This window comes from Myxococcus sp. XM-1-1-1 (assembly GCF_020037095.1).
Taxonomy (GTDB): domain Bacteria; phylum Myxococcota; class Myxococcia; order Myxococcales; family Myxococcaceae; genus Myxococcus; species Myxococcus fulvus.
Genome location: NZ_JAIQDH010000002.1, coordinates 754,312 through 779,948, shown reverse-complemented (window position 1 = coordinate 779,948; position 25,637 = coordinate 754,312). Strand labels below are relative to the sequence as shown.

The window sequence follows — 25,637 nt, the reverse complement described above, 5'->3', positions numbered from 1 at the left end:
CAACGCGGGTCTGGAACCTGGGCGACCTCGTCGGAACGGGTGCGCCGCTCCCGCGCGGGATGGCAAGCGGTGGCACATCCCCTCGGGACTCCACTGGAAATATCGTGGTGCGGGCTCAACTCGCGGAGCGGGGCATGCTCTATTTCAGGGATGAGTGAGCATGCGTCCGCCATCGCCATCATCGGGTTGTCGCTCCGCTTTCCGGGCGCCTCTGACGCGCGGAGCTTCTGGTCCAACCTCATCTCGGGTGTCGACAGCGTCACGGTGCTGGACGCCGAGCAGCGGGCGAGGGCCGGCCATCCCTCGGAAGAGGGGTGGGTCGCGGCGGCGGGTGTCATCGAGGGCGCGGACCTCTTCGATGCGCGCTTCTTCGGCTACTCACCGCGCGAGGCCGAGCAGTTGGACCCGCAGCAGCGGCTCTTCATGGAGTGTTGCTGGGAGGCGCTCGAGGCCGCGGGCTACACCGCTCGCGCCCGGCCCCTGCACGTGGGCGTCTACGGCGGTGCGTCCCTCAGCAGCTATCTGCTGACGAACGTCCTGCCCAACATGGAGCGCCGCTCCAGCGACTGGACGGAGAGCGTCCTCGGCACGCACAGCGACTTCCTGGCGACGCGCGTGGCCTACAAGCTCAACCTCACCGGCCCCGCGATGACGGTGCAGACGGCGTGCTCCACATCGCTGACCGCCGTGCACCTCGCGTGTCAGTCGCTGCTCGCGGGCGAGTGCACGCTCGCGCTCGCCGGTGGCGCGGCCGTGCGCTCGCCGCAGTTGAGCGCCTACCCCACGCAGGAGGGTGGCATCTCCTCGCCCGATGGACACTGCCGCGCCTTCGATGCCCAGGCGGCTGGCACCGTGCCGGGCAACGGCGTGGGCGTGGTGCTGCTCAAGCGCCTGGAGGACGCGCTCGCGGATGGCGACCCCATTCGCGCGGTCATCCTCGGCTCGGCCGCCAACAACGACGGCAGCGGCAAGGCGGGGTTCACCGCGCCCTCCGTCTCCGGACAGGTCACCGCCATCGGCGATGCGCTGGCGCTCGCGGGCGTCGAGCCGGGCTCCGTCTCCTATGTCGAAGCGCATGGCACGGGCACGCCACTGGGTGACCCGGTGGAGGTCACCGCCCTCAAGCAGGTCTTCGAGGGCGTGGCGCCGGGCTCCATCGGCCTGGGCTCGGTGAAGAGCAACCTGGGCCACCTCGACTCGGCGGCCGGCGTGGCGGGACTCATCAAGACCGTGCTGGCACTGGAGCACCGCCAGCTCCCTCCCACGGTCCACTTCCGTCGGCCCAATCCGCTCCTGGGCCTCGACGACAGTCCCTTCTACGTCGTGGCCGAGCCTCGTCCGTGGGACTCCAGCGGGCCGCGCCGCGCGGGCGTGAGCTCCTTCGGCATGGGCGGCACCAACGTGCACGTGGTGCTCGAGGAGGCCCCTGTCCGTCCCGCGTCACCTGCGTCCCGCGGGACGGAGCTGCTGCTGCTCTCCGCTCGCTCCGACGCCGCGCTGGAGCGGATGACCACCGAGCTGGCCGAGCACCTGGAGCACACCCAGGACGCGCTCGCGGACATCGCACACACGCTCCAGGTCGGACGTCACCGCTTCGAGCACCGGAGCTTCGTCACCGCGAGCACCGCGAAGGACGCGGCCGCGCGCCTGCGCGACCCGGGACAACGTCCACGCACGAGCCACGACCCGGCGGAGAAGCGTGGCGCGGTCTTCTTGTTCCCCGGCGCGGGCTCCCAGCGGGTGAACATGGGCGCGGAGCTGCTCGACGAACCCGTCTTCCGACAGGCCATCGACCGCTGCGCGGCGCTGCTCCGAGGTCCTCTCGGCGCCGACGTGCGCGACGTGATGTTCGCCCCCGCCGAGCGCTACGACACCGCGGCGCGAGAGCTGTCACGCCCCCTCTGGACCCAGGCCGCGCTGTTCACCTGCGACTGGGCGCTCGCGCAGCTGTGGCTCGCCCGAGGCGTCCAGCCCGAGGCGCTGCTCGGCCACTCCCTCGGCGAGTACGTGGCGGCGTGTGTGGCGGGCGTCTTCACGCTGGAGGAGGCACTGGAGCTCGTCACCGCGCGCGGAAGAATCATGGAGCAGCTCCCGCCCGGTGGGATGACGGCGGTCCTCGCGCCCGTGGCCCAGGTGGAGGCGCTGCTCCATCCACGACTGTCCGTGGCCGCGCTGAACACGCCCTCCGATTGTGTCATCGCCGGCGCACTGGAGGCGCTCGACGCCCTCGAGTCGGAGCTCGGCGCGCGAGGCATCGAGGCCCGACGGCTCCGGCTGGGACAGGCCGCGCACTCGTTCATGTTGGAGCCGCACCTGCCGGACTTCGCGCGCGTCGTGTCCCGCATCAAGCCGCGCGCGCCCAAGCTCCCCATCGTCTCCAGCCTCACCGGAGACTGGCTCACCGAGCGCGAGGCCGTCACCGTCGACTACTGGTGCCGGCATCTGCGAGAGACGGTGCGCTTCTCGGAAGCCCTGCACCTGCTGCTCTCGGGCAAGGAGCGAGCCTTCATCGAGGTCGGCCCCGGAACGGCCCTGTCCTCGCTCACCCGACGCCACCCGAGCCGCTCCACCCAGCCCGTGGTCTCCACGCTGCCGTACACCTCCGAGGAGCCGACGCATCCGCTCGCGTCACTCGGCGAGGCGTGGCTCGCGGGCATCACCATCGATTGGGAGCGCTTCCGAGCGGGCGACCAGCGGCGGCGTGTCACCCTCCCCGGCTACAGCTTCGACCGCGAGCGGTACTGGATTGAACCCGTCACGGCCACTCCGCGCTCCGTGGGGCCCCGTGAAGAACCCAGGCCCGCGCCACCACGGCCCGAGGGTTCGCGCGCCGCGCCACCTCGCAACGACACGGAGGCCACGCTGCTGGAGTGCTTCCGCCTCACGTTCCACCTCGACAACATCGGCATCCACGATGACTTCTTCGCGCTGGGTGGCGACTCCCTGCTCGCCTTGCGCCTGAGCGCCCGCATCCAGGAGCGCCTCGGCGCGAAGCTGCCCTTGAAGGCCGTGCTGGAAGCCTCCACCGTCGCCCGACTCGCCGAGCGCATCAGCGGTGCTCGCCCGACACCGAAGACGAGCCCCGACTGTGTCGTCCAGCTTCAGACCGGCACGTCCTCGAAGGCCCCCCTGTTCTTCGTGCATGCCGCGGGCGGACAGGTGCTCTTCTATCGGGAGCTGGCCCGACAGCTCGCGCCCGACCGGTCCGTGTACGGATTCTCCGCCGTGGGCCTCGAGAGCGACGAGCCCTGCCTCACCACCGTGGAGCAGATGGCGGCGCACTATGTCGCCGCGCTCCGAGTCATCCGACCGACAGGCCCCTACCTGCTCATCGGCGCCTCACTGGGCGGCACCATCGTCTACGAGATGGCGCGGCGCCTGTCGGCCGAAGGCGAGGCCGTGCCCCTGTGCGCACTCCTGGACACGCCGCCTCCTGGCTCCTTCTCCACCGAGCTCGCCGACCGGATATCCCTGCTCGCCTTCCGCGCGGGGGAGATGTTCGACCCCGCCGCGAAGTGGCCCGAGGACCTCCCCGTGGAGGAGCAGTTCCGCAGGCTCCAGGAGGAGGCGGAGCGCCAAGGTCTCGCGCCGCCCTTCGCCACCGTCGAGGACGCGCGTCGGCAGCTCGACGTGCTGCGAGCGAACTCCCGGGCCCTGAGCCTCTACACGCCACCGCGCTGGGAGGGAGGAGAGGTCCAGTACTTCCGCGCCCGACGTCCGCCCCCGGGGTTCCCTCCACACCCCGAGCTGGGCTGGCTGGACCTGGGCGCGGCGACGCGCGTGGACATCACTCCTGGCGACCACTACACGATGCTCCAGGCACCTCACGTCGAGGTGCTCGGAGCGAAGCTGGCGCGGCTGCTGCCCTAATCCGAGCCCGGCCGCTGACGCCGCTGGCGCGCGAGCCGCTGGAGTCCCTCGCGCCGGTTCTCCGCCGTCGACGGAGACTTCGGCGCCTCCTGCGTCGGGGACAGGTGCTCGGCCAGCGCTCGCACGGAGGGGAACTGGAGCAGGGACACCAACGGCACCTTGCGCGACAGCTCCGCCTCCACCTTCACCTGGAGCGTCTGCAACAGCAGCGAGTTGCCACCCAGGTCGAAGAAGTTGTCTCCCGCGCCCACGCGGTCCAGCCCCAGCACCTCCGCGATGAGTCGCGCGAGCACGGCCTCCAGTCCCTCCCGGGGCGCCACGTAGCCGCCACTGAGCTCCGGGCGACTCGACTCCGGCGCGGGGAGCGCCTTCCAGTCCGGCTTCCCGTTCGGCGTGAGGGGCAGCTCGCGCAACAGCACGAAGGCCGACGGAATCAGCGCCTCCGGGAGCGTGCGCTTCATCCACGCTCGCAGCACGTCCACCGTCAGCGTGACGTCCTCCTCGGGCACCACGTAGGCCACCAGTCGCATGTCCCCCGGAGTGTCCGCGCGGCCCATGACGACGGACGACCGCACTCCCGGGCACGTCGCGAGCGCCGCGTTCGCCTCGCCCGGCTCGATGCGCACGCCACGCACCTTCACCTGGGTATCGGCTCGACGCAGGTACTCGAGCCGTCCGTCCTCCAGCATGCGCACCACGTCGCCCGTGCGGTACAGGCGGCCTCCGTCCGCGTACGGGTCCGGGACGAAGCGCTCCGCCGTCAGGTCGGGTCGGCCCAGGTAGCCTCGCGCGAGCCCCATCCCTCCGAGATACAGCTCACCCCAGACACCGGGCGGCACCAGGTGCCCCGCCTCGTCCATCACCCTCACGACCACGTTGTGCAACGGCCGGCCAATCGTGAGCCGGGCGCCCGCGAAGCACTCACCCCAGGTGCCGCACACCGTCCCTTCCGTGGGGCCATAGCCGTTGACGAAGCGACGCCCGGGGCTCCAGCGCGCCACCAACTCCGCGTTGCACGCCTCGCCCGCGGAGAGCAGGACCCGAAGCGAGGGCAGCTCCACCACCGGGGACACCGCGAGCACCGAGGGCGGGAGGATCGTCACCGTGACTCGCTCCCGCGCGAGGAGCTCCGTCAACGGGCTGCCGGGTGACATCTGCTCGCGACGCGCCAGGCACAACGTCGCCCCGTTCAACAACGTGGGGATGAGCTCCGCCACCGAGCCATCGAAGCTCACGGGCGCGAACTGCAACACGCGGTCTCCTGGCCCCAGCCCTCCGAGCACCGTGGGGAAGGACCGCGCCAGATTCGCCGCGCCACGGTGCTCCAGCAGCGTGCCCTTCGGGCGGCCCGTGCTGCCGGACGTGTAGATGACATACGCGAGGTTTCGCGCCGTGACCTCGGGCGCCACCTCGCCCGCGCGGCCCTCCGGCACCACCACCCGGTCCAACAACACAGTGTCTCCCGAGTAGTCGAGCCGCGAAGCCTCTTCCGAGCGGGACACCAGCAGCCGCACTCCGGAGTCGTTCAGCAGGTAAGCGAGCCGCTCCGTCGGATGGTCGGGGTCCAGCGGCATGTAGGCGCCTCCCGCCTTGAGGATGGCGAGCATCGCCACCACCCACTCGAAGCCCGGCCGCAGACACAGGCCCACCACCATGTCGGGCCTCACACCCCGCTCGCGCAGCAACACCGCCAACGCCTGGGAGCGCAGGTCGAGCTCCGCGTAGGACAGCCGCTGTCCGTCCATCTCCACCGCGACGCCGTCGGGCGTGCGCGCGGCCTGGGCAGAGAAGAGGCGATGCAGGCACTCGCCTTCGGAGGGTTCCGCGTGGCCTTGCTGGGTGAGCAGCTCACCGTGCGCGGCCCCGGACAGGAGCGGGAGGTCCCACAGGCGCGTCCGCGGCGCCTCCACCGCGGCCTCCATCAACCGGACCAGGTGCTCGGAGAAGCGGGCCATGGTCGAGACGTCGTACAGGTCCGCGCCGAACTCGAGGAGGCCGTCGATTCCATCGGCCGTCTCCCGCAGGCCCAGCGACAGGTCCACCTTCGCGGCCTTCAGTCCCAGGTCCAGGGGACGCTGCGTGAGTCCCTGCAGGGACAGGTCTCCGGACGGCGTGTTCAGCAGGTGGAACACCACCTGGACCACGGGCGCGCGGCTCATGTCCCGCTTCGGGCTCAGCGCCTCCACCAGCTTCTCGAACGGCGTCTCCTGGTGGCTGAACGCACCGAGCACGGACTCCTTCACGCGCCCCAACAGCTCCAGGAACGTCAGCGCCCCCGTCGCCTCCGTGCGCAGCACCAGCGTGTTCACGAAGAAGCCGATGAGTCCTTCCACCTCCTTCACCGTGCGGCCCGACACCGGCGAGCCCACGACCACGTCCCACTGTCCGGTGTAGCGCGCAAGCAGCACCTGGAACCCCGCCAGCAGCGTCATGAAGAGCGTCGTGCCCTCCTTCTGGCTCAAGCGCTTCAACTTCTCGCTCAGCTCCCGCGAGAACCGCACCGGGACGCTCGCGCCCCGGTAGCTCTGCACCGGCGGCCTCGGGCGGTCCGTCGGGACCTCCAGGTACTCCGGCGCTCCCGACAGCCGCGTCTTCCACCACGACAGCTGCTCGTCCAGCACCTCACCCTTCAACCACTCACGCTGCCAGACCGCGTAGTCGGCGTACTGCACCGGCAGCTCCGGCAGCGTCGCGGACTCCCCCCTCACGTATGCGCCATAGAGCGTCTCCAGCTCCTTCGCGAGCACACTCATGGACCAGGCGTCGGACACGATGTGGTGCACCACCAGCACCAGCACGTGCTCCCGCTCGCTCAGCTTCAACAGCGTCACGCGCAGCAGCGGGCCCGTGACGAGGTCGAACGGACGACGGCTGTCCTCCGCGCCCAGACGCAGGGCTTCCTGCTCGCGGGCCTCAAGCGTCAGCCCACTCAGGTCCACCACCGGCAGCACCAGCGCCGCGGAGGCGTGGATGTGCTGCACCGCCCCCCGTGCCTCCTGCTGGAAGGTGGTTCGCAGCGACTCGTGACGCTGGATGAGCGTGTTGAAGGCGCGCTCCAGCGCCGCGACGTCGAGGTCTCCCTCCAAACGCATCCCGAAGGCGATGTTGTAGAGCGAGCCCCCGGGCTCCAGGCGGTCCAGGAACCACAGGCGCTGCTGCGCGAAGGACTGCGGCATCCCCTCGACCCGCGTCACGGGGACGAGCTCCGGCCGCCCCGTCCCGCCTCCGCCGCGCACCAGCGACTCCAGCTTCGCGGCGAGGGCGGACACCGTGGGCGCCTCGAAGAGCAGGCGCACCGGCACGTCGCGCCCCAGCACCTTGCGCAAGCGCGAGGCCACCTGCATCACCAGCAACGAGTGTCCACCGCGCTCGAAGAAATTGTCCTCGGCGCTGATTCGCTTCACGTCCAGCAGCGGGGCCCAGGTCTCCACGACCAACTCCTCCATCGCTGTCCTCGGCGCGATGAAGCCCTCCGTCACCTGTCGCGACTCCGACCTCGTGGAGCGTCCGACCTGGATGCGCGACACAGGGTGCTTCACCGGCACCTCGCGATGCCCCGGCATCGCCAGCTCGCTCAGCTTCGTCTCCGGCACTTCGACCGCAGCCTCCAGGAGCGACTGGAAGTGGTCCGCCATGCGCTCGATGGCCGCGCGGTCGAACAGGTCCGTGTTGAAGACCCAGTACCCCGCCAGCCCCTCCGCGTCCTCGCGCATCGCCAGGGCGAGGTCGAACTTGGCCACCTGCGAGCCCAGGTCCAACGGTCGCTGCGTGAGCCCCGGCAAGGACAGCTCACCCACGGGCGCCGTCTGGAGCGCGAAGGACACCTGCACCAACGGCGAGCGGCTCAGGTCGCGACTCAACTGCAACGCATCCACCAGCTTCTCGAACGGGACCTCCTGGTGACCGAACGCGCCGAGCACCGACTCCCGCACCCGTCCCAACATCTCCCGGAACGTCAGCTCTCCGGCCGCCTCCGTCCTCACCACCAGCGTGTTCACGAAGAAGCCGATGAGCCCCTCCACCTCCTTCACCGTGCGCCCCGACACCGGCGAGCCCACCACCACGTCCCACTGTCCGCTGTAGCGCGCCAGCAGCACCTGGAAGCCCGCCAGCAGCGTCATGTACAGCGTCGCGCCCTCCTGTCGGCTCAGGTGCTTCAGCTTCTCGCTCAAGGCCGGAGAGAGTCGCGCCGGCACGGCGGCGCCGCGGAAGCTCTGTACCGCGGGCCTCGGACGGTCCGTCGAGACCTCCAGGTACTCGGGCGCGCCCGTCAGCTGCTCCTTCCACCACGACAGCTGCTCCTCCAGCGCCTCGCCCTCCAGTCGTCCCCGCTGCCAGACGGCGTAGTCCGCGTACTGAACCGGCAGCTCCGGCAGCGTCGCGGCCTCGCCTCTCACGTCCGCGCCGTAGAGCGCCTCCAGCTCCTTCGTGAGCACCCCCATCGACCAGCCGTCGGCCACGATGTGGTGCACCACCAGCACCAGCACGTGCTCGTGCTCGCTCAGCTTCAGCAGCGTCACTCGCAGCAACGGCCCCGTGACGAGGTCGAACGGACGCTGCTCCTCCTGGGTCCCCAGTCGCAGGGCTTCTCGTGCTCGCTCTTCCGGGGGCAGGCCCGTCAGGTCCACCCGGGACACCTGGATGGAGGCGGCGGGGTCGATGTGCTGCACCGCGCCCTGCTCGGTCTGGCGGATGGTGGTCCGAAGAGACTCGTGGCGCCGGACCAGTTCCTGGAACGAGCGCTCCAACGCTCCGACCTCGAGCGCACCCTCCAGCGTCAGCGCCAGGGCGATGTTGTAGAGCGGGCTGTTCGGCTCCAGTCGATCTAGGAACCACAGGCGTTGCTGGGCGAAGGAGAGCGGCGGGGCTTCGTCTCGTGTCGACTGGACGAGCACCGGGCTTCGAGGCGTCGTGCCCCCTCGGACCCATCCCTCCAGGCTCTCCGCGAGCGAGGACACGGTGGGGGACTCGAACAGCATCCGCACCGGGACCTCGACGCCCAGCGCCTCACGCAGACGGGACGCCGCCTGCATCACCAGCAACGAGTGGCCGCCCTTCTCGAAGAAGTGGTCCTCGGCGCCGATGCGCCCCACGCCCAACAAGGGCTCCCAGACCTCCGCGACCCGCGTCTCCATCGCCGTCCTCGGCGCGATGAAGCCTTCCGCCTGGGAGCCCTGCGCCTTGCCCCGGGCGGAGATGCGCGCGCCCGTGACCTTCCGTGACGGCTCGCGATGGCCCGGCATCGGGAGCGCATTCAGCTTCGCCTCCGGCACCTCCGCCGCCACGTCCAGCAAGCGCAGGAGGTGCACGGTCATCCGCTCCACGGTCGCCGTCTTGAACAGGTCCGTGTTGAACTCCCAGGCGCCGACCAGTCCCTCCTCGTCCTCCCGCAGGGCCAGGGCGAGGTCGAACTTGGCGGTCCTCGTTCCCAGGTCCAGCGTGCGCGCGGTGAGCCCCGGCAAGGACAGCTCACCCACGGGCGCCGTCTGGAGCGCGAAGGACACCTGCACCAACGGCGAGCGGCTCAGGTCACGGCTCAACTGCAGCGCGTCCACAAGCTTCTCGAACGGGACCTCTTGATGCGTCAGCGCTCCGAGGACGGCGTCCTTCACCCGTCCCAGTATCTCCCGGAACGTCAGCTCCTCCGCCGCCTCCGTGCGCACCACCAGCGTGTTCACGAAGAAGCCGATGAGTCCCTCCACCTCCTTCACCGTGCGCCCCGACACCGGCGAGCCCACCACCACGTCCCACTGTCCGCTGTAGCGAGCCAGCAAGACCTGGAAGCCCGCCAGCAGCGTCATGTACAGCGTCACGCCCTCCTGTCGGCTCAGGCGCTTCAGCTTCTCGCTCAGCTCCCGCGAGAATCGCACCGGAGCGCTCGCGCCTCGGTAGCTCTGCACCTTCGGTCTCGGACGGTCCGTCGGCACCTCCAGCGCCTCCGGTGCTCCAGCCAACCTCGCCCTCCACCAGGACAGCTGCTCCTCCAACACCTCCCCCCGCAACCACTCTCGCTGCCAGACGGCGTAGTCCGCGTACTGCACCGGCAGCTCCGGCAACGTCGCGGCCTCGCCTCTCACATGCGCGCCGTAGAGCGCCTCCAGTTCCTTCGTGAGCACCCCCATCGACCAGCCGTCCGCCACGATGTGGTGCACCACCAGCACCAATACGTGCTCGTGCTCGCCCAGCTTCAACAACGTCGCTCGCAGCAGCGGTCCCCTGCCCAGGTCGAACGGGCGACGTCCTTCCTCGACGGCCAGCCGCAGCGCCTCCTGCTCACGACGCCCCCCGGACACGCCACCCAGGTCCACCACAGGCAGCGCCACGGGGCCTGCGGCCTGGATGGACTGAACCGCACCCTGCCCTTCTTGATGGAAGGTCGTCCGCAGGGATTCGTGGCGGCGGACCAGCGACGCGAAGGCACGCTCCAAGGCACTGACCTCGAGCGCGCCTTCGAGTCGCAGCGCGAGCGGGATGTTGTAGAGCGGGCTGTCGGGCTCAAGGCGGTCCAGGAACCACAGGCGCTGCTGCGCGAACGACTGCGGCAAGGCGCCGATGCGCGGCACGGGCAGCAGCGCGGAACGCTCCTCTCCAGTCCCTCCACGGACCAGGGTCTCCAGGCTCCTCGCGAGCGAGGACACCGTGGGGTTCTCGAAGAGCGTCCGCACGGGGACGTCTCGCCCGAGCACGTCACGCAGCCGAGAGGCCACCTGCATCACCAACAGCGAGTGCCCCCCCTGCTCGAAGAAGTGGGCCTCCGCGCTCACATGCTTCACGCCCAGCAGCGGCGCCCAGACGCCCGCCACCAGCTCCTCGAAGCCCGTCCGAGGCGCGATGAAACCCTCGGGCACGGAGTCGCGCGCCACACGCTCGAGCCGACGCGCCTGGATGCGCGCGACGTCCACCTTCTCCGGCACCTCGCGATGTCCCGACAGGGGCAGCGTCCCCACTCGCGCCTCGGGGTCCGCCACGGCCGCCTCCAGCACCTGCTGATAGTGCGCGGCCATCCGCTCCACGGTGGAGACCTCGAACAGGTCCGTGTTCAGCTCCCAGAAGCCCGTGAGGGCCTCCGCGTCCTCCCGGACGGAGAGCGCGAAGTCGAACTTCGCCATCCCGGGCTCGTACTTCACCTCCGACGCCTTCAGGCCTCTCAACGCGGGCAGCCGCGCCGGCCCGTTCAATCCGAAGGCCACCTGGACCAACGGAGCCCGACTCGTGTCACGCGTCGCCTGCAGCGCCTCCACCAGCTTCTCGAACGGCACCTCCTGGTGACCGAACGCACCGAGCACCGACTCCTTCACCCGTCCCAACATCTCCCGGAACGTCAGCTCTCCCGCCGCCTCCGTCCTCACCACCAGCGTGTTCACGAAGAAGCCGATGAGCCCCTCCACCTCCTTCACCGTGCGGCCCGACACCGGTGAGCCCACCACCACGTCCCACTGTCCGCTGTAGCGCGCCAGCAGCACCTGGAAGCCCGCCAGCAGCGTCATGTACAGCGTCGCGCCCTCCTGTCGGCTCAGGCGCTTCAGCTTCTCACTCAGCTCGGAGGGCAGGCCCACCTCCACCGTCGCCCCTCGGTAGCGCTGCACCGCGGGCCTCGGCCGGTCCGTCGGCACCTCCAACACCTCGGGCGCTCCTGTCAGCCTCGCCCTCCACCAGGACAACTGTTCCTCCAGCACCTCGCCCTGCAACCGCTCGCGCTGCCAGACCGCGTAGTCCGCGTACTGCACCGGCAGCTCCGGCAGCGGCTCAGCGCTCACGCCGTAGAGCGACTCCAGCTCCTTCGCGAGCACCCCCATCGACCAGCCGTCCGCCACGATGTGGTGCACCACCAGCACCAGCACGTGCTCACGCTCGCTCGACTCCAACAGCGTCGCCCGCAGCAGCGGCCCCGCGCCCAGGTCGAACGGCTCGCGCGCGAGCTTCTCCACCGCGTCACGCAGCTCGCCCTGCACGGAGGCCACCGCGAGCCGCACCACCGCCTCGGAGGCGATGCGCTGCACCGGCTGTCCCTCCACCTCCTCGAATGTCGTCCTCAGCGACTCGTGTCGCCGCACGACCTCCGCGAGCGACCGCTCCAACAACTCCACGTCCAGCGGGCCACTCAGGCCCACGACGAACGGCAGGTTGTACGAATACCCGCCCGCGTCGAGTTTCCCCAGGAACCACAGACGCTGCTGCGCGAACGACAGCGGCATCCCCGCGAGCCTCGGCACGCGCGACGGCACGGAGAGGCTCGCACCGGAGCCTCGCGCCGTCAGCCCCTCCAGTCGCTCCGCCAGCGCCTCCACCGTGGACGTCTCGAACAACCACCGCACCGGCACGTCACGCCCCAGTGCCTCCCGCAGTCGCGACACCACGCGCGTCGCCAGCAGTGAGTGGCCCCCCAACGCGAAGAAGTCGTCCTTCACGCCGACCCGCGCCACGCCGAGCAGCGGTGTCCAGATGCGCGCGACCAGTGACTCCATCACCGTCCGAGGACTCTGCACCTCCTCGATGCCCGGCCCCTCCTGGTCCGGCGACGGCAAGGCCCTGCGGTCCACCTTCCCGTTGGCCGTCAGCGGCAACGCCTGTAGTCGCACGAAGGCCGAGGGCACCATGAACTCGGGCAGCTTCTGCTTCAGCCAGTCGCGCACCTTCAGCGTCTCGGGCCCTTGCTGCTCGACGTAGTACGCGACCAGCCGCTTGCCGCCGGCTCCGTCCCGCACCACCACGAGCCCCTCCTTCACCGAGGGATGCGCGAGCAACGCCGCCTCCACCTCGGCCAGCTCGATGCGATAGCCCCGCACCTTCACCTGGCTGTCGCGTCGCCCCAGGAACTCCAGCACCCCGTCCGGGCGCCACCGCGCCAGGTCCCCCGTGCGGTAGAGGCGCTCTCCCGGCGCCGCGCTGAAGGGATTCGGGATGAAGCGGTCCGCCGTCACGTCGGGCTGGCGCAGATAGCCTCGGGCCAGTCCATCGCCACCGATGAACAGCTCTCCCGCCACGCCCACGGGCACCGGCTCCATCCCTTCATCCAGGATGTAGACCTGCGTGTTGCCGATGGGCCGGCCGATGGGCACCGACGTCCCCACGTCCTCCACTCGCGTCATCCGATGCGTCGAGGTGAAGAGCGTGCTCTCCGTGGGCCCGTAGCAGGCCGTCACCGGGATGCGCAGCTCCTCCAGCGAGCGCCTCACGTGCGGCGCGGACACCACGTCGCCGCCCGTCAGGAGCTGACGCACCGTCTTCAGCCCCTCCAGCCCCAGCTCCACCATCTGGCTGAACAAGCCCGACGTCAGGTGCAGCAACGTCACCGAGTGCCGACGGAGCACCTCGGACAGGAGGTCCAGGTCACTCGGAGAGCGCGGCGGGAAGACCACCAGTCTTCCGCCGAGACACAGGGGCCCCCAGACCTCCAACGTCGACGCGTCGAAGGAGATGGGCGCGATGAGCAGGAACGTCTCCTCCGGTCCCAGCTTCGCGTAGGGCGCGCCGTACAAGAGCCGCAGCACGCCCCGGTGCTCCACCGCCACGCCCTTGGGACGGCCCGTGCTCCCGGACGTGAAGTCCACGTACGCCAGATTGCGTCCCGACACCGGCATGCGCGGCGCCGTCGTCGGCTGTCCGTCCAGCCGCTCCTCCTCCAGCAACATCAGCTCGGGACGTCCCTCCCGAGGCAGCTGCTCCAGGAGGACCCGGGTGGTGATGAGCAACCGCGGCGCCGAGTCCTCCAGCATCTGCTCCAGTCGCTTCGCCGGGTAGCTGGGGTCGAGCGGCACGTACGCGCCACCGGCCTTGAGGATGGCCAGCAGCGACACGATGAGCTCCACCGAGCGGTCCAGACACACCGCCACCAGCACATCCACGCCGACACCGCGCCCTCTCAGGGCCCAGGCGAGCTGATTGGCCCGTGACTCCAGCTCACGGTAGGTGAGCCGCTCGTCCCCGAACTCCAGCGCCACCGCGTCGGGGCGCAGTGCCACCTGCTCCTCGAAGAGGTGGTGGACACACGCCTCACGCGGGAACTCGACCGACGTCTGGTTCCACTCGACCAACAGCCGCGCGCGGTCCTCCGCGGGCAGCAGGGACAGCGTCGACAGTCGGGCCTGGGGACGGGCGGACAGGTTCGACAACAGCTCCAGGAAGCACGCGGCGATTCGCTGCACCGTGGACGAATCGAAGAGGTCCGCGTTGTAGATGAACTGGCCCTCGACGCTCGCGTCGGGGGCGTCCACGAGCAACAGCTCCAGGTCGAACTTGGCGATGGTGCTCGCGAAGTCCCAGGGGCTCGCGGTGACACCGGGCAACGACAACAGCGGCGCGGCGTCCTGCAACGTGAAGAGCACCTGGAACAGCGGCGAGCGGCTCAGGTCCCGCTCCGGACGAAGGTGCTCCACCAGTCGCTCGAAGGGCACGTCCTGGTGCGCGAGCGCCCCGAGCACCGACTCCTTCGTCTGACGCAGGAACACCTCGAAGGAGCGCGCCGCATCCGGCTGCCCCCGCAGGGCCAGCGTGTTGACGAAGAAGCCCATGAGGCCCTCCGTCTCCCTCGCCGAGCGACCCGACACCGGTGAACCCACCACCACGTCCCACTGTCCGCTGTAGCGCGCCAGCAGCACCTGGAAGCCCGCCAGCAGCGTCATGTACAGCGTCAAACCTTCGCGCCGCCCCAGCTGTCGCAGGGACTCGCTCAGCTCCGCGGACAGCCGCACTGGCACGCTCGCGCCCCGGTAGCCCTGCACCGGCGGCCTCGGCCTGTCCGTGGGCAGCTCCAACACTGGCGGCGCGCCCTTCAACCCCTCGCCCCACCACGCGAGCTGCGCGGACTCCACCTCGCCCTTCAACCAGTCCTGCTGCCACGCCGAATAGTCCGCGTACTGCACCGGCAACTCAGGCAGCTCCGCCCCGACGTACAGCGACTCCAGCTCCCGCGTAAGCACGCCGAGCGACCAGCCATCCGCCACCAGATGGTGCAGCACCACCACCAGCACCTGCTCGTCCCGGCCCGCCCTCAACAGGCTCGCCCGGAGCAGCGGGCCTCGCGTCACATCGAAGGGCGACTGGACCTCGCGAACCACCTGCTCATGCACCGCCGCCTCCACGTCGACGGCGTCCTCGACGGACGTCACGCACAGGGAGATTGCCGCGTCCGGGGCGATGCGCTGCACGGGCTCTCCGCCCACCTCCACGAAGCTCGTGCGCAGCGCCTCGTGTCTGCGCACCACCTGCGTGAGGGCCTGCTCCAGGACACGCGCGTCCACCGCCCCCTGGAGCCGGACGACGAAGGGCAGGTTGTACGAGTGTCCGCCCGCATCCAGCTGCGCGAGGAACCACAGCCGTCGCTGCGCGAACGACAGCGGTGGGTCCACCGGTCGGTCCCCGCGAGTCAGCGAGGGGCGCCGCGGACTCCCGCCCGCCGTCGTGCCCAGTCGCTCGGCCAGCGCCTCCACCGTGGGCACCTCGAACAACAGTCGCACGGGGACGTCGTGGCCCAGCTCGTCCCGCAGGCGCGACACCACGCGCGTCGCCAGCAGCGAGTGTCCACCCAGCGCGAAGAAGTCATCTCGCACGCCGACACGCGGCACGCCCAGCACCTCGCGCCACACGTTCGCGAGCATCTCCTCCATCGCGGTGCGCGGCGCTTCGTAGCGCGTACCCGGCTCTTCTCGTGCTGACTCCAGCTGGGGCAATGCCCGGCGATTCACCTTCCCGCTCGGCGTCAGCGGCAGGGCCTCCAGCGGCACCAGCACCGAGGGCACCATGTACTCGGGCAGCCGCTTCGCGAGACGACGCTTCAGCGCCTCGGCATCCCAGGCGCCCGTCGCGACGACGTAGCCCACCAGTTGCTTCCCACCCCGCTCGGAGACACGCGCCACCACCACCGCGTCCTCCACGCCCTCCACTTCCTTCAGGGCGACCTCGACCTCGCCGGGCTCCACGCGGAAGCCACGCACCTTCACCTGCTCGTCCGAGCGCCCCTGGAGCTCCAGGTTCCCATCCGCGAGCCACCGTCCCCGGTCACCCGTGCGGTACAGGCGCCTCCCGTCCCGGCCGCCCTGCACCGCATTGGGGACAAAGCGCTCCGCCGTCGGCTCCGGACGTCCCCAGTAACCGTGCGCGAGGCTCCGTTCTCCCAGGTACACCTCTCCCGTGACGCCGATGGGACACGGTTCTCCGAACGCATCCAGCACGAACACCGTCGCGAGCGTGATGGGCTTGCCTACCGGGGGGAGCGCGGGCCACGTCGACGGCGGGCCCTCCGCCCTCCAGGCCGTCACCACGTGCGACTCCGTCGGACCGTACTGGTTCTCCAGCACGCACCCGGGCAGCCGCTCGAAGAACGCCACCACCGCGGGCGTCACCTGCAGCGGCTCGCCCGCCGTCACCACCTGCCTCAACGGAGGGAGCGCCGGCTCGTGCCGGGCTCGCTCGGCCAGTGACTGGAGCGCGACGTACGGCAGGAAGAGCCGCTCCACGCCATGCTCCCGCATGTGCGCGAGCAACAGGGCCGGGTCCTGCCGCGTCGTGGCCGAGACGAGCACCAGCGTCCCGCCCTCGCACCACGTGCACAGCATCTCCTGGAACGACACGTCGAAGCTCAACGCGCTGAACTGCAACGTCCGCGCGCGCGGCGCCGCCGTGCTCTCGAGCTGCCAGCGCACCAGCGTGTCCAGCGCGCCGTGGGACATCGTCACGCCCTTGGGCCGGCCCGTGCTCCCGGACGTGAAGAGGACGTAGCAGGGCGTGACGGGAGACAGCACCCACGCGGGCGCCAGCGTGGACGCCTCGGCGATTCGCTCGGCCTGCTCATCCAATCGCACCCGACGCGATGCACCCTCCGGAGGAAGCACGGCCTCCAGCGACGAGTGCGCCAGCACCACCGGCGCGCCCACGTCCTCGAGCATCCGGGCCAGTCGCTCCCGTGGGTAGCTCGCATCCAGGGGCATGCACGCAGCGCCCGCCTTCAACGTCGCCAGCACCGCCACGGGCAGGTCCAGGCTGTCCCGCTCCAAGCACAGACCCACCACGTCACCCGGGAGCACCCCCAGCGTCCGCAGGTGGTGCGCGAGCTGATTGGCCCGCGCCTCGAATCGCGCGTACGTCAACGACTCGCGTCCATCCGTCACCGCCACCGCGTGCGGCGTGCGCGCCACCTGGGCTTCCACGCGCCGATGCAGCAACCAGGAGGGAGACCGGTACTCCTGCCTCCAGTGCCACTCCTGCACCACCGCCTGTCGCTCCTCGTCATCCAGGAGCGGGACCGTCCCCACCCGGGCCTCCGGGTTGCCCACCACGCCCTGCAGGAAGCGGACGAAGTGCCCCGCGAGCCTGCGCACCGTCGCCTCGTCGAAGAGCGCGGTGCTGTACTCCCACAACCCCATCCAGCCGTCCGGCGTCTCGCGCACGAAGAGCGTGAGGTCGAACTTGGCCACGCCGGGCTCGAAGTCCGCGTCGCGCGACTCCAGCCCCGGCAGTCGCACCAGCGGCGGCGCGCTCTGCAGGACGAGCAGCACCTGGAACAGCGGCGAGCGGCTCAGGTCACGCACCGGCCGCAGCGCGTCCACCAGTCGCTCGAAGGGCACGTCCTGGTGCTGATACGCCCCCAGGCACGAGCGGCGCACCCGCGCGAGCAGCGACTTGAAGGACTCGCCCCCATCCACGTCCGTGCGCAGCGCGAGCGTGTTGGCGAAGAACCCGATGAGCCCCTCCACCTCGCGCCGCGTGCGCCCCGCGATGGGCGTGCCCACCACCACGTCCGGCTGGCCGCTGTGCCGCGACAGCAGCACCTGCAGGCTCGCGAGCAGCCACATGAACGGCGTCACCGACTCCTGCTTGCACCGCTCGTGCAGCGCCCGCATCAACTCCGCGGGCAGCGGCACGCCCAGCACCGCGCCTTGCGTCGACTGCACCGCGGGCCTCGGCCTGTCCGTGGGCAGCTCCAGCGCCGGCGAGGCCCCCGCCAGGTGCTCTCGCCACCATGCGAGCTGCGTCTCCAGCACCTCGCCCGTCAACCACTCCCGCTGCCACGCCGCGTGGTCCGCGTACTGCACCGTCAGCGCCGGCAGCGCGGGCTCGCGCCCCTCGACGAGCGCGCCGTACAGCTCGCGAAGCTCGCGCTCCAGCAGCGACAGCGACCACCCGTCGCACGCGATGTGGTGCAGGGTCAGCAGCAGCACGTGGTCGTCTTCGCCCAGCCGCAGGAGCCGGGCGCGCAGCATCGGTCCGGTGCCCAGGTCGAACGGACGCCTCGCCTCCTCCTCCGCGTGCCGACGCGCCTCCTCCTCCCCTTGCACCCGCTCCGCGTGCAGCGTCACCGTCGCCTCGGGCGAGATGTGCTGCACCGGCTCGCCCGCGACCTCGGCGAAGGTGGTCCGCAGCGCCTCGTGCCGGCGCACCACCTCCGTCAGCGCCCGCTCCAGCGCGGCCACGTCCAGCCGGCCCTTCAGCCGCGAGAAGAACGGCGCGTTGTAGGCGAAGCCCGAGGGGTCCAGCCGCGAGAGGAACCACATGCGGCGCTGGGCGAAGGAGAGCGGCGGCGCGCCCTCGCGGCGGACCGGCACCACGGGGGGCGGCCTGCGAGCACGGGGGCTCGCGGGCTTCGACTCATTCGCGGACATGTCGACACCTCAACTCAAGGAAGCAGATCTCGAAGACACGAAGCCCCACGACACGGACAGGTCGCTTCACTTCGCGAAGGCGTGAGGCGTGAGGCGTGGGCCCGGACGAAGCCGGGCGGGACTTCAAGCCGCGGGGAGGGTGCGGCCCTGCTCGCGCAGCTGCTCCTCGCAGACCGCGGTGACGTGCTCCAGCGTGTCGAACAGGTCCACCATGGAGAGCTGGACGCCCAGCTCCTCCTCGATGCGGTTGGCGAGCATCGTCGCCATCAGCGAGTTGCCGCCCACCTCCAGGAAGTGGTCCTGCGGCCTCACCACCTCGGCCCCGAGCAGCTCGCGCCAGTACGCGGCGAGCCTGTCCTGAAGCGGCGTGGTGCTCGTGTCAGTGCTCACGTGTGCTCCTCATGGTGACGCCTCAGCCCACCTTGGCGGTGGGGCCCTTGAGCCGCTCGCGCAGCAGGTACTTGCGAATCTTTCCCGACGGCGTCTTGGGCATCTCCTCCACCACCTCCAGCCGGTCCGGCCAGTACTGGTTGGACATGCCCAGGCCCTTCAAGTGCGTGCGCAGCTCGTCCAGCGTCGGCGCCTCGTCGCGCGCCACCACCACCGCGCACACCCGCTCGCCGCCGATGCGGTCGTCGGAGTGACCGATGACGGCCACCTCCTTCACCTTCGGATGCGAGTACAGCGCCGACTCCACCTCCACCACCGGCACCTTCTGGCCATAGCGGAAGATGACGTCCTTGAGCCGCCCGACGATGCGGATGCCCCCGCGCCCGTCGTCCCGCGCGAGGTCCCCCGTGTCGAACCAACCCTCCGCGTCCACGCTCGCGCGGTAGAGGTCCTCCCGCTTGAAGTAGCCCAGGCACTGGCTCGCGCCCCGGACGAGCAGCCGTCCCGTCCCTTCCGGATAGGGCGAGCCGTCCTCCGCCAGCGCGGGGACGATTCGCACCTCCATCCACTCCACCGGGCGCCCGTCGCTGTGGGACGGCCAGTCCGGCGGGTCGTCGCGCCGCGTAATCGTCACCGCGCCGTTCTCCGTCATCCCCCACAGCGTGTGCAGTGGCACGCCAAAACTCTCGCGGACCGCGGCGATGAGGTGCGGCGGCACGGGGATGGAGCCGGTGGACAGCCGGCGCAGCGAGGATGTTTCACCGCCGCGCTTCTTCTTCGCCGCGATGACGTTCATCACATACGTGGGAATCCCATACATGAACGTGACGCCGTGCTCCTGGATGCAGCGCAGCGTGAGCTCCGGGTCCCCCACGTCCATGTAGACAGCCGTCGCCCCCAGGTTCACCGCCATCAAGTACAGGTAGGTAAATCCGCTGGAGGCGGTGAGCAGCGAGGGCAGGCACACCACGTCGTCCTCGCCCAGGGCCATGACGTCCGCGATGGCGCGGGTGATGCCGTAGTTGGTGTTGTGCGAGTGGACCACGCCCTTGGGCTCGCCCGTCGTCCCGGAGGTGTAGAGGACATTGCAGATGTCGTCGGCGCGCGCGGACCTGGCGTCCAACGTCGCCGGGGCGACTTCGTCCTCCCAGCGCCGCTCGACGAAGCAAGCCTCGAAGTCCAGCTCGCCCGGCTGGGTGGCGCCCTGCGCGCCGAGGAAGACGCGGTGCTTCAACGCCGGCAGCGACGACACGGCCTCGCGCAGCATGTCCCGGTGCGAGTGGCCGCTCCAGCTCAGCGGTCCGATGTAGACGGAGGATTCCGTCCTGCCGAGGATGAACTCCACCTCGCGGCGCCGGTAGTCGGGAGGGATGGGCGCGATGACGGCGCCGATGCGCGCGCACGCCAGCGCCAGCGCGGTGAACTGCCACCAGTTGGGAAGCTGCACCGCCACCAGCTCGCCCCGGGCCACGCCCAGCGACACGAGCGCGCCCGCGAAGCGCTCCGCGTACCGTCCCAGCTCCGCGTAGCTGATGCGCGTGACGTCCTTGGCGAAGTAGCGCGCCGCGACGATGGCCGGCTTGTCCGGGTGCTTCTGGATGGCACGACGCAGGTCGTCCAGCACCGTCTCGTCACGCCACCAGCCCCTGCTCCGGTACAGCGCCGCCTGCTCCCGCGTGGGGCCGCTTCCGAACCGTGCGTCCATCGTCCACATCCTCCATGGACCGCGTGACTTTCCGGACCGCGCGAACCATACCGATTCGCATGTAAAACCAGCAAGACTGCGAAAGCTCACATGTCTGCACCCCAAGGACCCTCACTCACATTGACGGGGCCGCTCTCGGTTTCCTACTTTGGAATGAATAGCCAGGATTGTGCGTCCCACGCGATGATGACACCGGGCACGCTTCCACCGGCATGACACCCATGGTCCAGGTACCCCTCGAGGAGCGCGCCCGTCGCATCCGCCGGACCATCCTCCGGCTCGCCGCCACGCCCGTGGGCTGCCACCTGGGAGGCTCGCTCTCCATGGTGGAGCTGCTCGTGGTGCTGCTCGGCCGCGTGATGAACGTGCGGCCCCAGGAGCCCCGCTGGGAGGAGCGCGACTCGCTCATCCTCTCCAAGGGCCACGCCGCCGCGGGGCTCTACGCCGCCCTGGCCGAGTTCGGCTTCATCGACGCTGAAGAACTGGTGCAGCGCTACAACGCGGAGGGCAGTCCCTATACCGGACACGTGAGCGCGGCGGTGCCGGGTGTCGAGTTCCCCACGGGGAGCCTGGGACACGGCGTGGGCCTGGGCGTGGGGATGGCGCTGGGGCATCGGCTGCGGCAGCGCGCCAACCGCGTGTTCGTCATCTGTGGAGACGGTGAGATGGGCGAGGGCTCCAACTGGGAGGCGCTGCAAATCGCGGCGCAGCACAAGCTGAGCGGGCTCACGGTGCTGGTGGACCGCAACGGCGGACAGAACGACGGGCCCACGGAGAGCATCCTCTCCCAGGCCGCGCTGGTGCAGCGGCTCTCCGCGTTCGGCCTGGGCACCGTGGAGGTGGACGGGCACGACCTGGACGCGCTGGCCTCCGCGCTGGAGGCGCCCGCCGAGGGGCCTCGCGCCATCGTGGCGAACACGAAGAAGGGCGCGGGGGTGCCGATGCTGCGCGGCAAGGGGCCGCACTACGCGACGTTCAACCCGGAGCAGCTCAAGCGGGCGCTCGCGTCGCTGGGGGAGGTGACGCCATGACGAGCTCCACCTCCAGCGGCGCGGACCTGCTGACGGCGCCCTCGGACTGGCTCGCGGAGCAGCCGGGCCTGTCCAACCGGCTGGTGTTCCGGCACGCGCTGGCCCGGCTCGCGGACCAGGATGAGCGCGTGGTGCTGCTCGAGGCGGACCTGGCGGGAGGTGGAGACCCGTACGCCGCGCGCCACCCGGAGCGTTTCCTCAACCTGGGCATCTGCGAGGCGGCGATGCTGGACATCGCCAGCGGCATGGCGGCCACCGGCCACGTCGTCTTCGCGCACACGTTCGCGCCCTTCGGCGCGATGCGCGCGTGCGAGCAGGTGCGGTTGGGGCTGGCCTATGCGCGCGCCAACGTGAAGCTGGTGTGCGACTACGGCGGCCTGTCCGGCGCGTTCTTCGGCCCCACGCACCACGCCATCGAGGACCTGGCCATCCTGCGCGCCATGCCGAACATGACGGTGGTGTCGCCGGCGGACGGGTTGGAGACGATTCAGGCGACGCGGGCGGTGCTGGAGCTGGAGGGCCCGGTGTATCTGCGGCTGGGCCGCAACCGCGTCACGCGGCTGGACGTGGCCCGGCCCGCGTTCGCGCTGGGGCGCGCCATGTGCCTGCGCGAGGGCGGCGACGTGGGCATCATCGCGCACGGCGAGGTGGGCGTGAGCGTGGCGCTGGACGTGGCCGCGAGGCTGGAGACCCAGGGCGTCTGTGCGCGCGTGGTGAACCTGCACACGCTCAAGCCCTTCGACGAGGAGGCGCTCCTGGAGACGGCCGAGCGGACCCGGCTGCTCGTCACGGTGGAGGAGCACTCCATCCTCGGCGGCCTGGGCGGCGCGGTGTGCGAGAGCGTGGCGAGTCATGGGTTGGGCCGGCGCGTGGTGCGCGCGGGCATCCAGGACCGCTACGACTCCACGGCCGGCACACACGAGTCGCTGCTGCGGCGCCACGGCCTGGAGGCGGGCGCGCTGGTGGAGACGATTCTCGGCGCCCTGCCCCGCCCCCGGCTGGCGGCGCTGGCACCGGCCAGGAGGGGATGATGCAAGGCCACGAGGTCCACCTGGTCTACACCCGCCTGCGCACCGAGGAGCGCATGCTCGCGGACGCGCTGCGCGCGCGGGGCTTCGGGGTGAGGACGCACGCGGACTCGGAGCTGGTGCTCCCGCTGAGTCGCGAGCGCTGGCAGGACGGCGGCCCCGTGCTGATGCGCAGCATGTCCTTCACGCGGGCTCGCTACCTGGCCTCCATCCTGGAGGTGAAGGGCTCGCGCGTGCTCAACACCGCGCAGTGCATCGCCACGTGCGGGGACAAGGCGCTCACCACGCTCGCGCTCGCCAGGGCCGAGGTGCCCATCCCCTGGGCCTTCGTGGGCTTCGAGGAGGAGGCCTGCGTCGCGCAGATGCAGGAGCGCGGCTTCCCCGTGGTGACCAAGCCCGTGCTCGGCTCGTGGGGGCGCATGGTGGCGCGCGTGGACGGCGTCCACGCGGCGGAGGGCATGATGTCCATGCGCTTCGAGATGGGCGGCGCGCAGGACCACGTGGCGCTGGTGCAGCAGTACATCGACAAGCCGGGCTACGACTTGCGCGTGTACGTCATCGGCAAGGCGGTGGGCGGGATGCGCCGACGCTCCGAGCACTGGGTGACCAACACCGCCCGGGGCGCGGTGCCGGAGCGCTACGAGGTGCCCGAGTCCCACGCCCGGCTCGCCGAGCAGGCCGCGCGCGCCGTGGGCGGGGAGATGGTGGCGGTGGACCTGCTGGAGACGCGGACAGGCGAGGTGATGGTGAACGAAATCAACCACTGCGTGGAGTTCGCGCGGAGCATCGAGTTCACCGGCATCCCCCTGCCGGAGCTGATGGCGGACTACGTGCGGGAGACGTTGCGATGACGCGCGTCGCGGTGCTGGGGGCCGGGGGCTACGCGGGCGGCGAGGTGCTGCGGCTGCTCCTCGCGCACCCGGCGGTGGAGGTGGCCCAGGCCACGTCCGAGCAGCACGCCGGCAAGCGGCTCGACTTCCCCCACCCGCACCTGCGCGGCGCGAGCACGCTGCGCTTCGCGCCCCACGACGCGCTGGAGCCGTGCGACGTGCTCGTCTCCTGCATGCCCTCCGGCGAGCTCATCCGCCGCTGGTCGCAGGTGAGTCCGCTCGCCGCGCGCATCATCGACCTGAGCGCGGACTTCCGGCTCGGCCCCGTCGAGCACGCGCGCTGGTATCCCCGCGCGCCCCGGCCCGCGGAGCTGCCCGAGTTCGTCTATGGCCTGCCGGAGTGGGCGGGCGCTCGACTGAGGGACGCGCGGCTGGTGGCGGTGCCCGGGTGCATGGCCCACGCGGCGCTGCTCGGGCTGTTGCCCCTGGTGCGTGCGGGGCTGGTGCGTCCCGAGATGGTGGTGGTGGACGCGAAGACGGGCTCGTCGGGCGGCGGAGCGACGCCGGACCGCTCCTCGCATCATCCCGAGCGGGCCTCGGCCCTGCGCTGCTATCGGCCCACGGGACATCGGCACACGGGCGAAATCGAGGCCGCGACGGAGCGCTTCACCGGCACGCGCGCCACGGTGCACTTCAGCGCGACGGCGGTGCCCAGCGTCCGCGGCATCCTCGCCACCGTGCACGCCTTCGCCGCGCGTCCGCTCGAGGACGCCAACGAGCCCCTGCGCGCGCTCGCGTCGACGTACCGTGAGCATCCGTTCGTGAACGTGCTGCGCGCCAACGCGAGCGCGTCACCGTTCCCCGAGCCGGGCCCGCTGTCGGGCACGAACCACTGTGACTTGTCGGTGGACGTGGACGCGGAGCGCGGGCGCATCGTGGTGAACGCGGCGCTGGACAACCTGGTGAAGGGCGCGGCGGGTACGGCCGTGCATGCGTTGAACCTGATGCTGGGCAGGCCCGAAACGGAGGGCCTCGGCTTCCGCGGCCTCCACCCCCTCTGACGTGAAAGACTCCCCCATGCGCCACCTCCCCCTCGGTGCCCGCCCATGAGCACGCTGACCGTCCTCTACATCACCGGCTGGTGCCGCAGCGGCAGCACCATCATCGGCAACGTGCTCAACGAGGTGGCGGGGTGCTTCCACACCGGTGAGCTGAGCTTCCTGTGGAAGAACGCCTACGGGAACGGCTCCAACACGATGTGCGGCTGCGGCACGCCGCTGGTGCAGTGCGCCCTGTGGGCCAAGGTGCTGGAGCAGGGCGTGGCGCCGGGTGAGTCTGCGCAGGGCCACGCCGCGCGGGTGGTGCGCCGACAGCTGGACACGGTGCGCACGCGGCACACGTGGCGCGTGCTGCGGCAGGGCACGCCCTCGCCGGCGCTGTACGAGCACGCGGAGCTGCTCGCCCGGACCTACCGCACCATCGCGGACGCCACCGGCAGCCACATCATCGTGGACAGCGGGAAGTTCCCCTCCGAGGCGGCGCTGCTGCCGCACGTGGACGGAATCACTCCGTACTACCTGCACCTGGTGCGGGACCCTCGCGCGGTGGCGCACTCGTGGACGAAGACGAAGCAGTACGTCGTGCCGATGTCCGCCGCGCGGAGCACCGCATACTGGCTGGGTTTCAACGTGGCCTCGGAGCTGGTCACCCGGCGTCACCCGGAGCGCTCGCTGTTCCTGCGCTACGAGGACTTCATCGCGTCGCCTCAGGCCACCATCGACTCGCTGCTGGAGCTCATCCAGGTCGACCGCTCTGTGAATCCGGTGAAGGGGCGCACGGTGGTGCTGGGCCGCAACCACACCGTCACCGGCAACCCGGACCGGTTCCTCAGTGGCTCCACGCTGCTGCGGCCCGGCGACGATGCGTGGCGCAAGGAACTTCCGGCGAAGGTGAAGACGCTGGTGTCCACGCTCGCGTGGCCGCTGACGGGGCGCTACCAGTACCGGGGAACGCCAGCCCCCGTGGACGTCGGCTCCGGAGCGGAGCCCGCGAAGAATGTGTCGAACGCTCGGAGTGGGAACCTGGGGACCGGGACTCATTCATAAGGCCGCGCTCATCGACGGTGGAGCCCGGGGACCGGGGCTGGCGAGGAGCCCCGCGATGGTGCAGGCCCCACCAGGACATGT

9 protein-coding genes are annotated in these 25,637 nt (G+C 70.7%); 6 read left to right on the top strand and 3 right to left on the bottom strand.

What is annotated here, in order from left to right; all coding sequences use genetic code 11:
• Nucleotides 1-150 precede the first annotated feature (150 nt).
• The gene (locus K8640_RS07180; protein ID WP_223746385.1) at nt 151-3,870 is read left to right on the top strand and encodes a type I polyketide synthase; all 3,720 of its coding nucleotides are present in this window, start codon (nt 151-153) and stop codon (nt 3,868-3,870) included.
• Here the strand turns inward: K8640_RS07180 and K8640_RS07175 are convergent.
• The 3 genes from K8640_RS07175 to K8640_RS07165 form a co-directional block, all read right to left on the bottom strand.
• Nucleotides 3,867-18,467, bottom strand: coding sequence for a non-ribosomal peptide synthase/polyketide synthase (locus K8640_RS07175; RefSeq protein WP_223746384.1), 14,601 nt, complete (start codon nt 18,465-18,467; stop codon nt 3,867-3,869). The genes K8640_RS07180 and K8640_RS07175 overlap by 4 nt on opposite strands.
• 123 nt (nt 18,468-18,590) lie before the next feature.
• Nucleotides 18,591-18,857: a phosphopantetheine-binding protein gene (locus K8640_RS07170; protein ID WP_223746383.1), complete on the bottom strand. Its 267-nt coding sequence runs from the start codon at nt 18,855-18,857 to the stop codon at nt 18,591-18,593.
• A gap of 22 nt (nt 18,858-18,879) precedes the next feature.
• Nucleotides 18,880-20,562, bottom strand: a complete 1,683-nt coding sequence (locus tag K8640_RS07165) for an AMP-binding protein (protein ID WP_223746382.1) — start codon at nt 20,560-20,562, stop codon at nt 18,880-18,882.
• A 221-nt stretch (nt 20,563-20,783) separates the two neighbouring features.
• Here K8640_RS07165 and K8640_RS07160 point away from each other — a divergent pair, with 221 nt between their 5' ends.
• Genes K8640_RS07160 through K8640_RS07140 form a run of 5 tightly spaced genes read left to right on the top strand, consistent with a single transcriptional unit; the run spans nt 20,784 to nt 25,556 of the window.
• Complete coding sequence (locus K8640_RS07160; protein WP_223746381.1) at nt 20,784-21,593, top strand: 1-deoxy-D-xylulose-5-phosphate synthase N-terminal domain-containing protein; 810 nt, start codon at nt 20,784-20,786, stop codon at nt 21,591-21,593.
• Nucleotides 21,590-22,624, top strand: a complete 1,035-nt coding sequence (locus tag K8640_RS07155; protein WP_223746380.1) for a transketolase family protein — start codon at nt 21,590-21,592, stop codon at nt 22,622-22,624. Before K8640_RS07160 ends, K8640_RS07155 begins: the two co-directional genes overlap by 4 nt.
• Entirely contained in the window at nt 22,621-23,472 is an 852-nt protein-coding gene (locus tag K8640_RS07150) for a RimK family alpha-L-glutamate ligase (protein ID WP_223746379.1), read from the top strand. Before K8640_RS07155 ends, K8640_RS07150 begins: the two co-directional genes overlap by 4 nt.
• Nucleotides 23,469-24,512, top strand: coding sequence for an N-acetyl-gamma-glutamyl-phosphate reductase (gene argC, locus K8640_RS07145; protein WP_223746378.1), 1,044 nt, complete (start codon nt 23,469-23,471; stop codon nt 24,510-24,512). Before K8640_RS07150 ends, argC begins: the two co-directional genes overlap by 4 nt.
• A gap of 45 nt (nt 24,513-24,557) precedes the next feature.
• Complete coding sequence (locus K8640_RS07140; protein ID WP_223746377.1) at nt 24,558-25,556, top strand: sulfotransferase; 999 nt, start codon at nt 24,558-24,560, stop codon at nt 25,554-25,556.
• Nucleotides 25,557-25,637 lie beyond the last annotated feature (81 nt).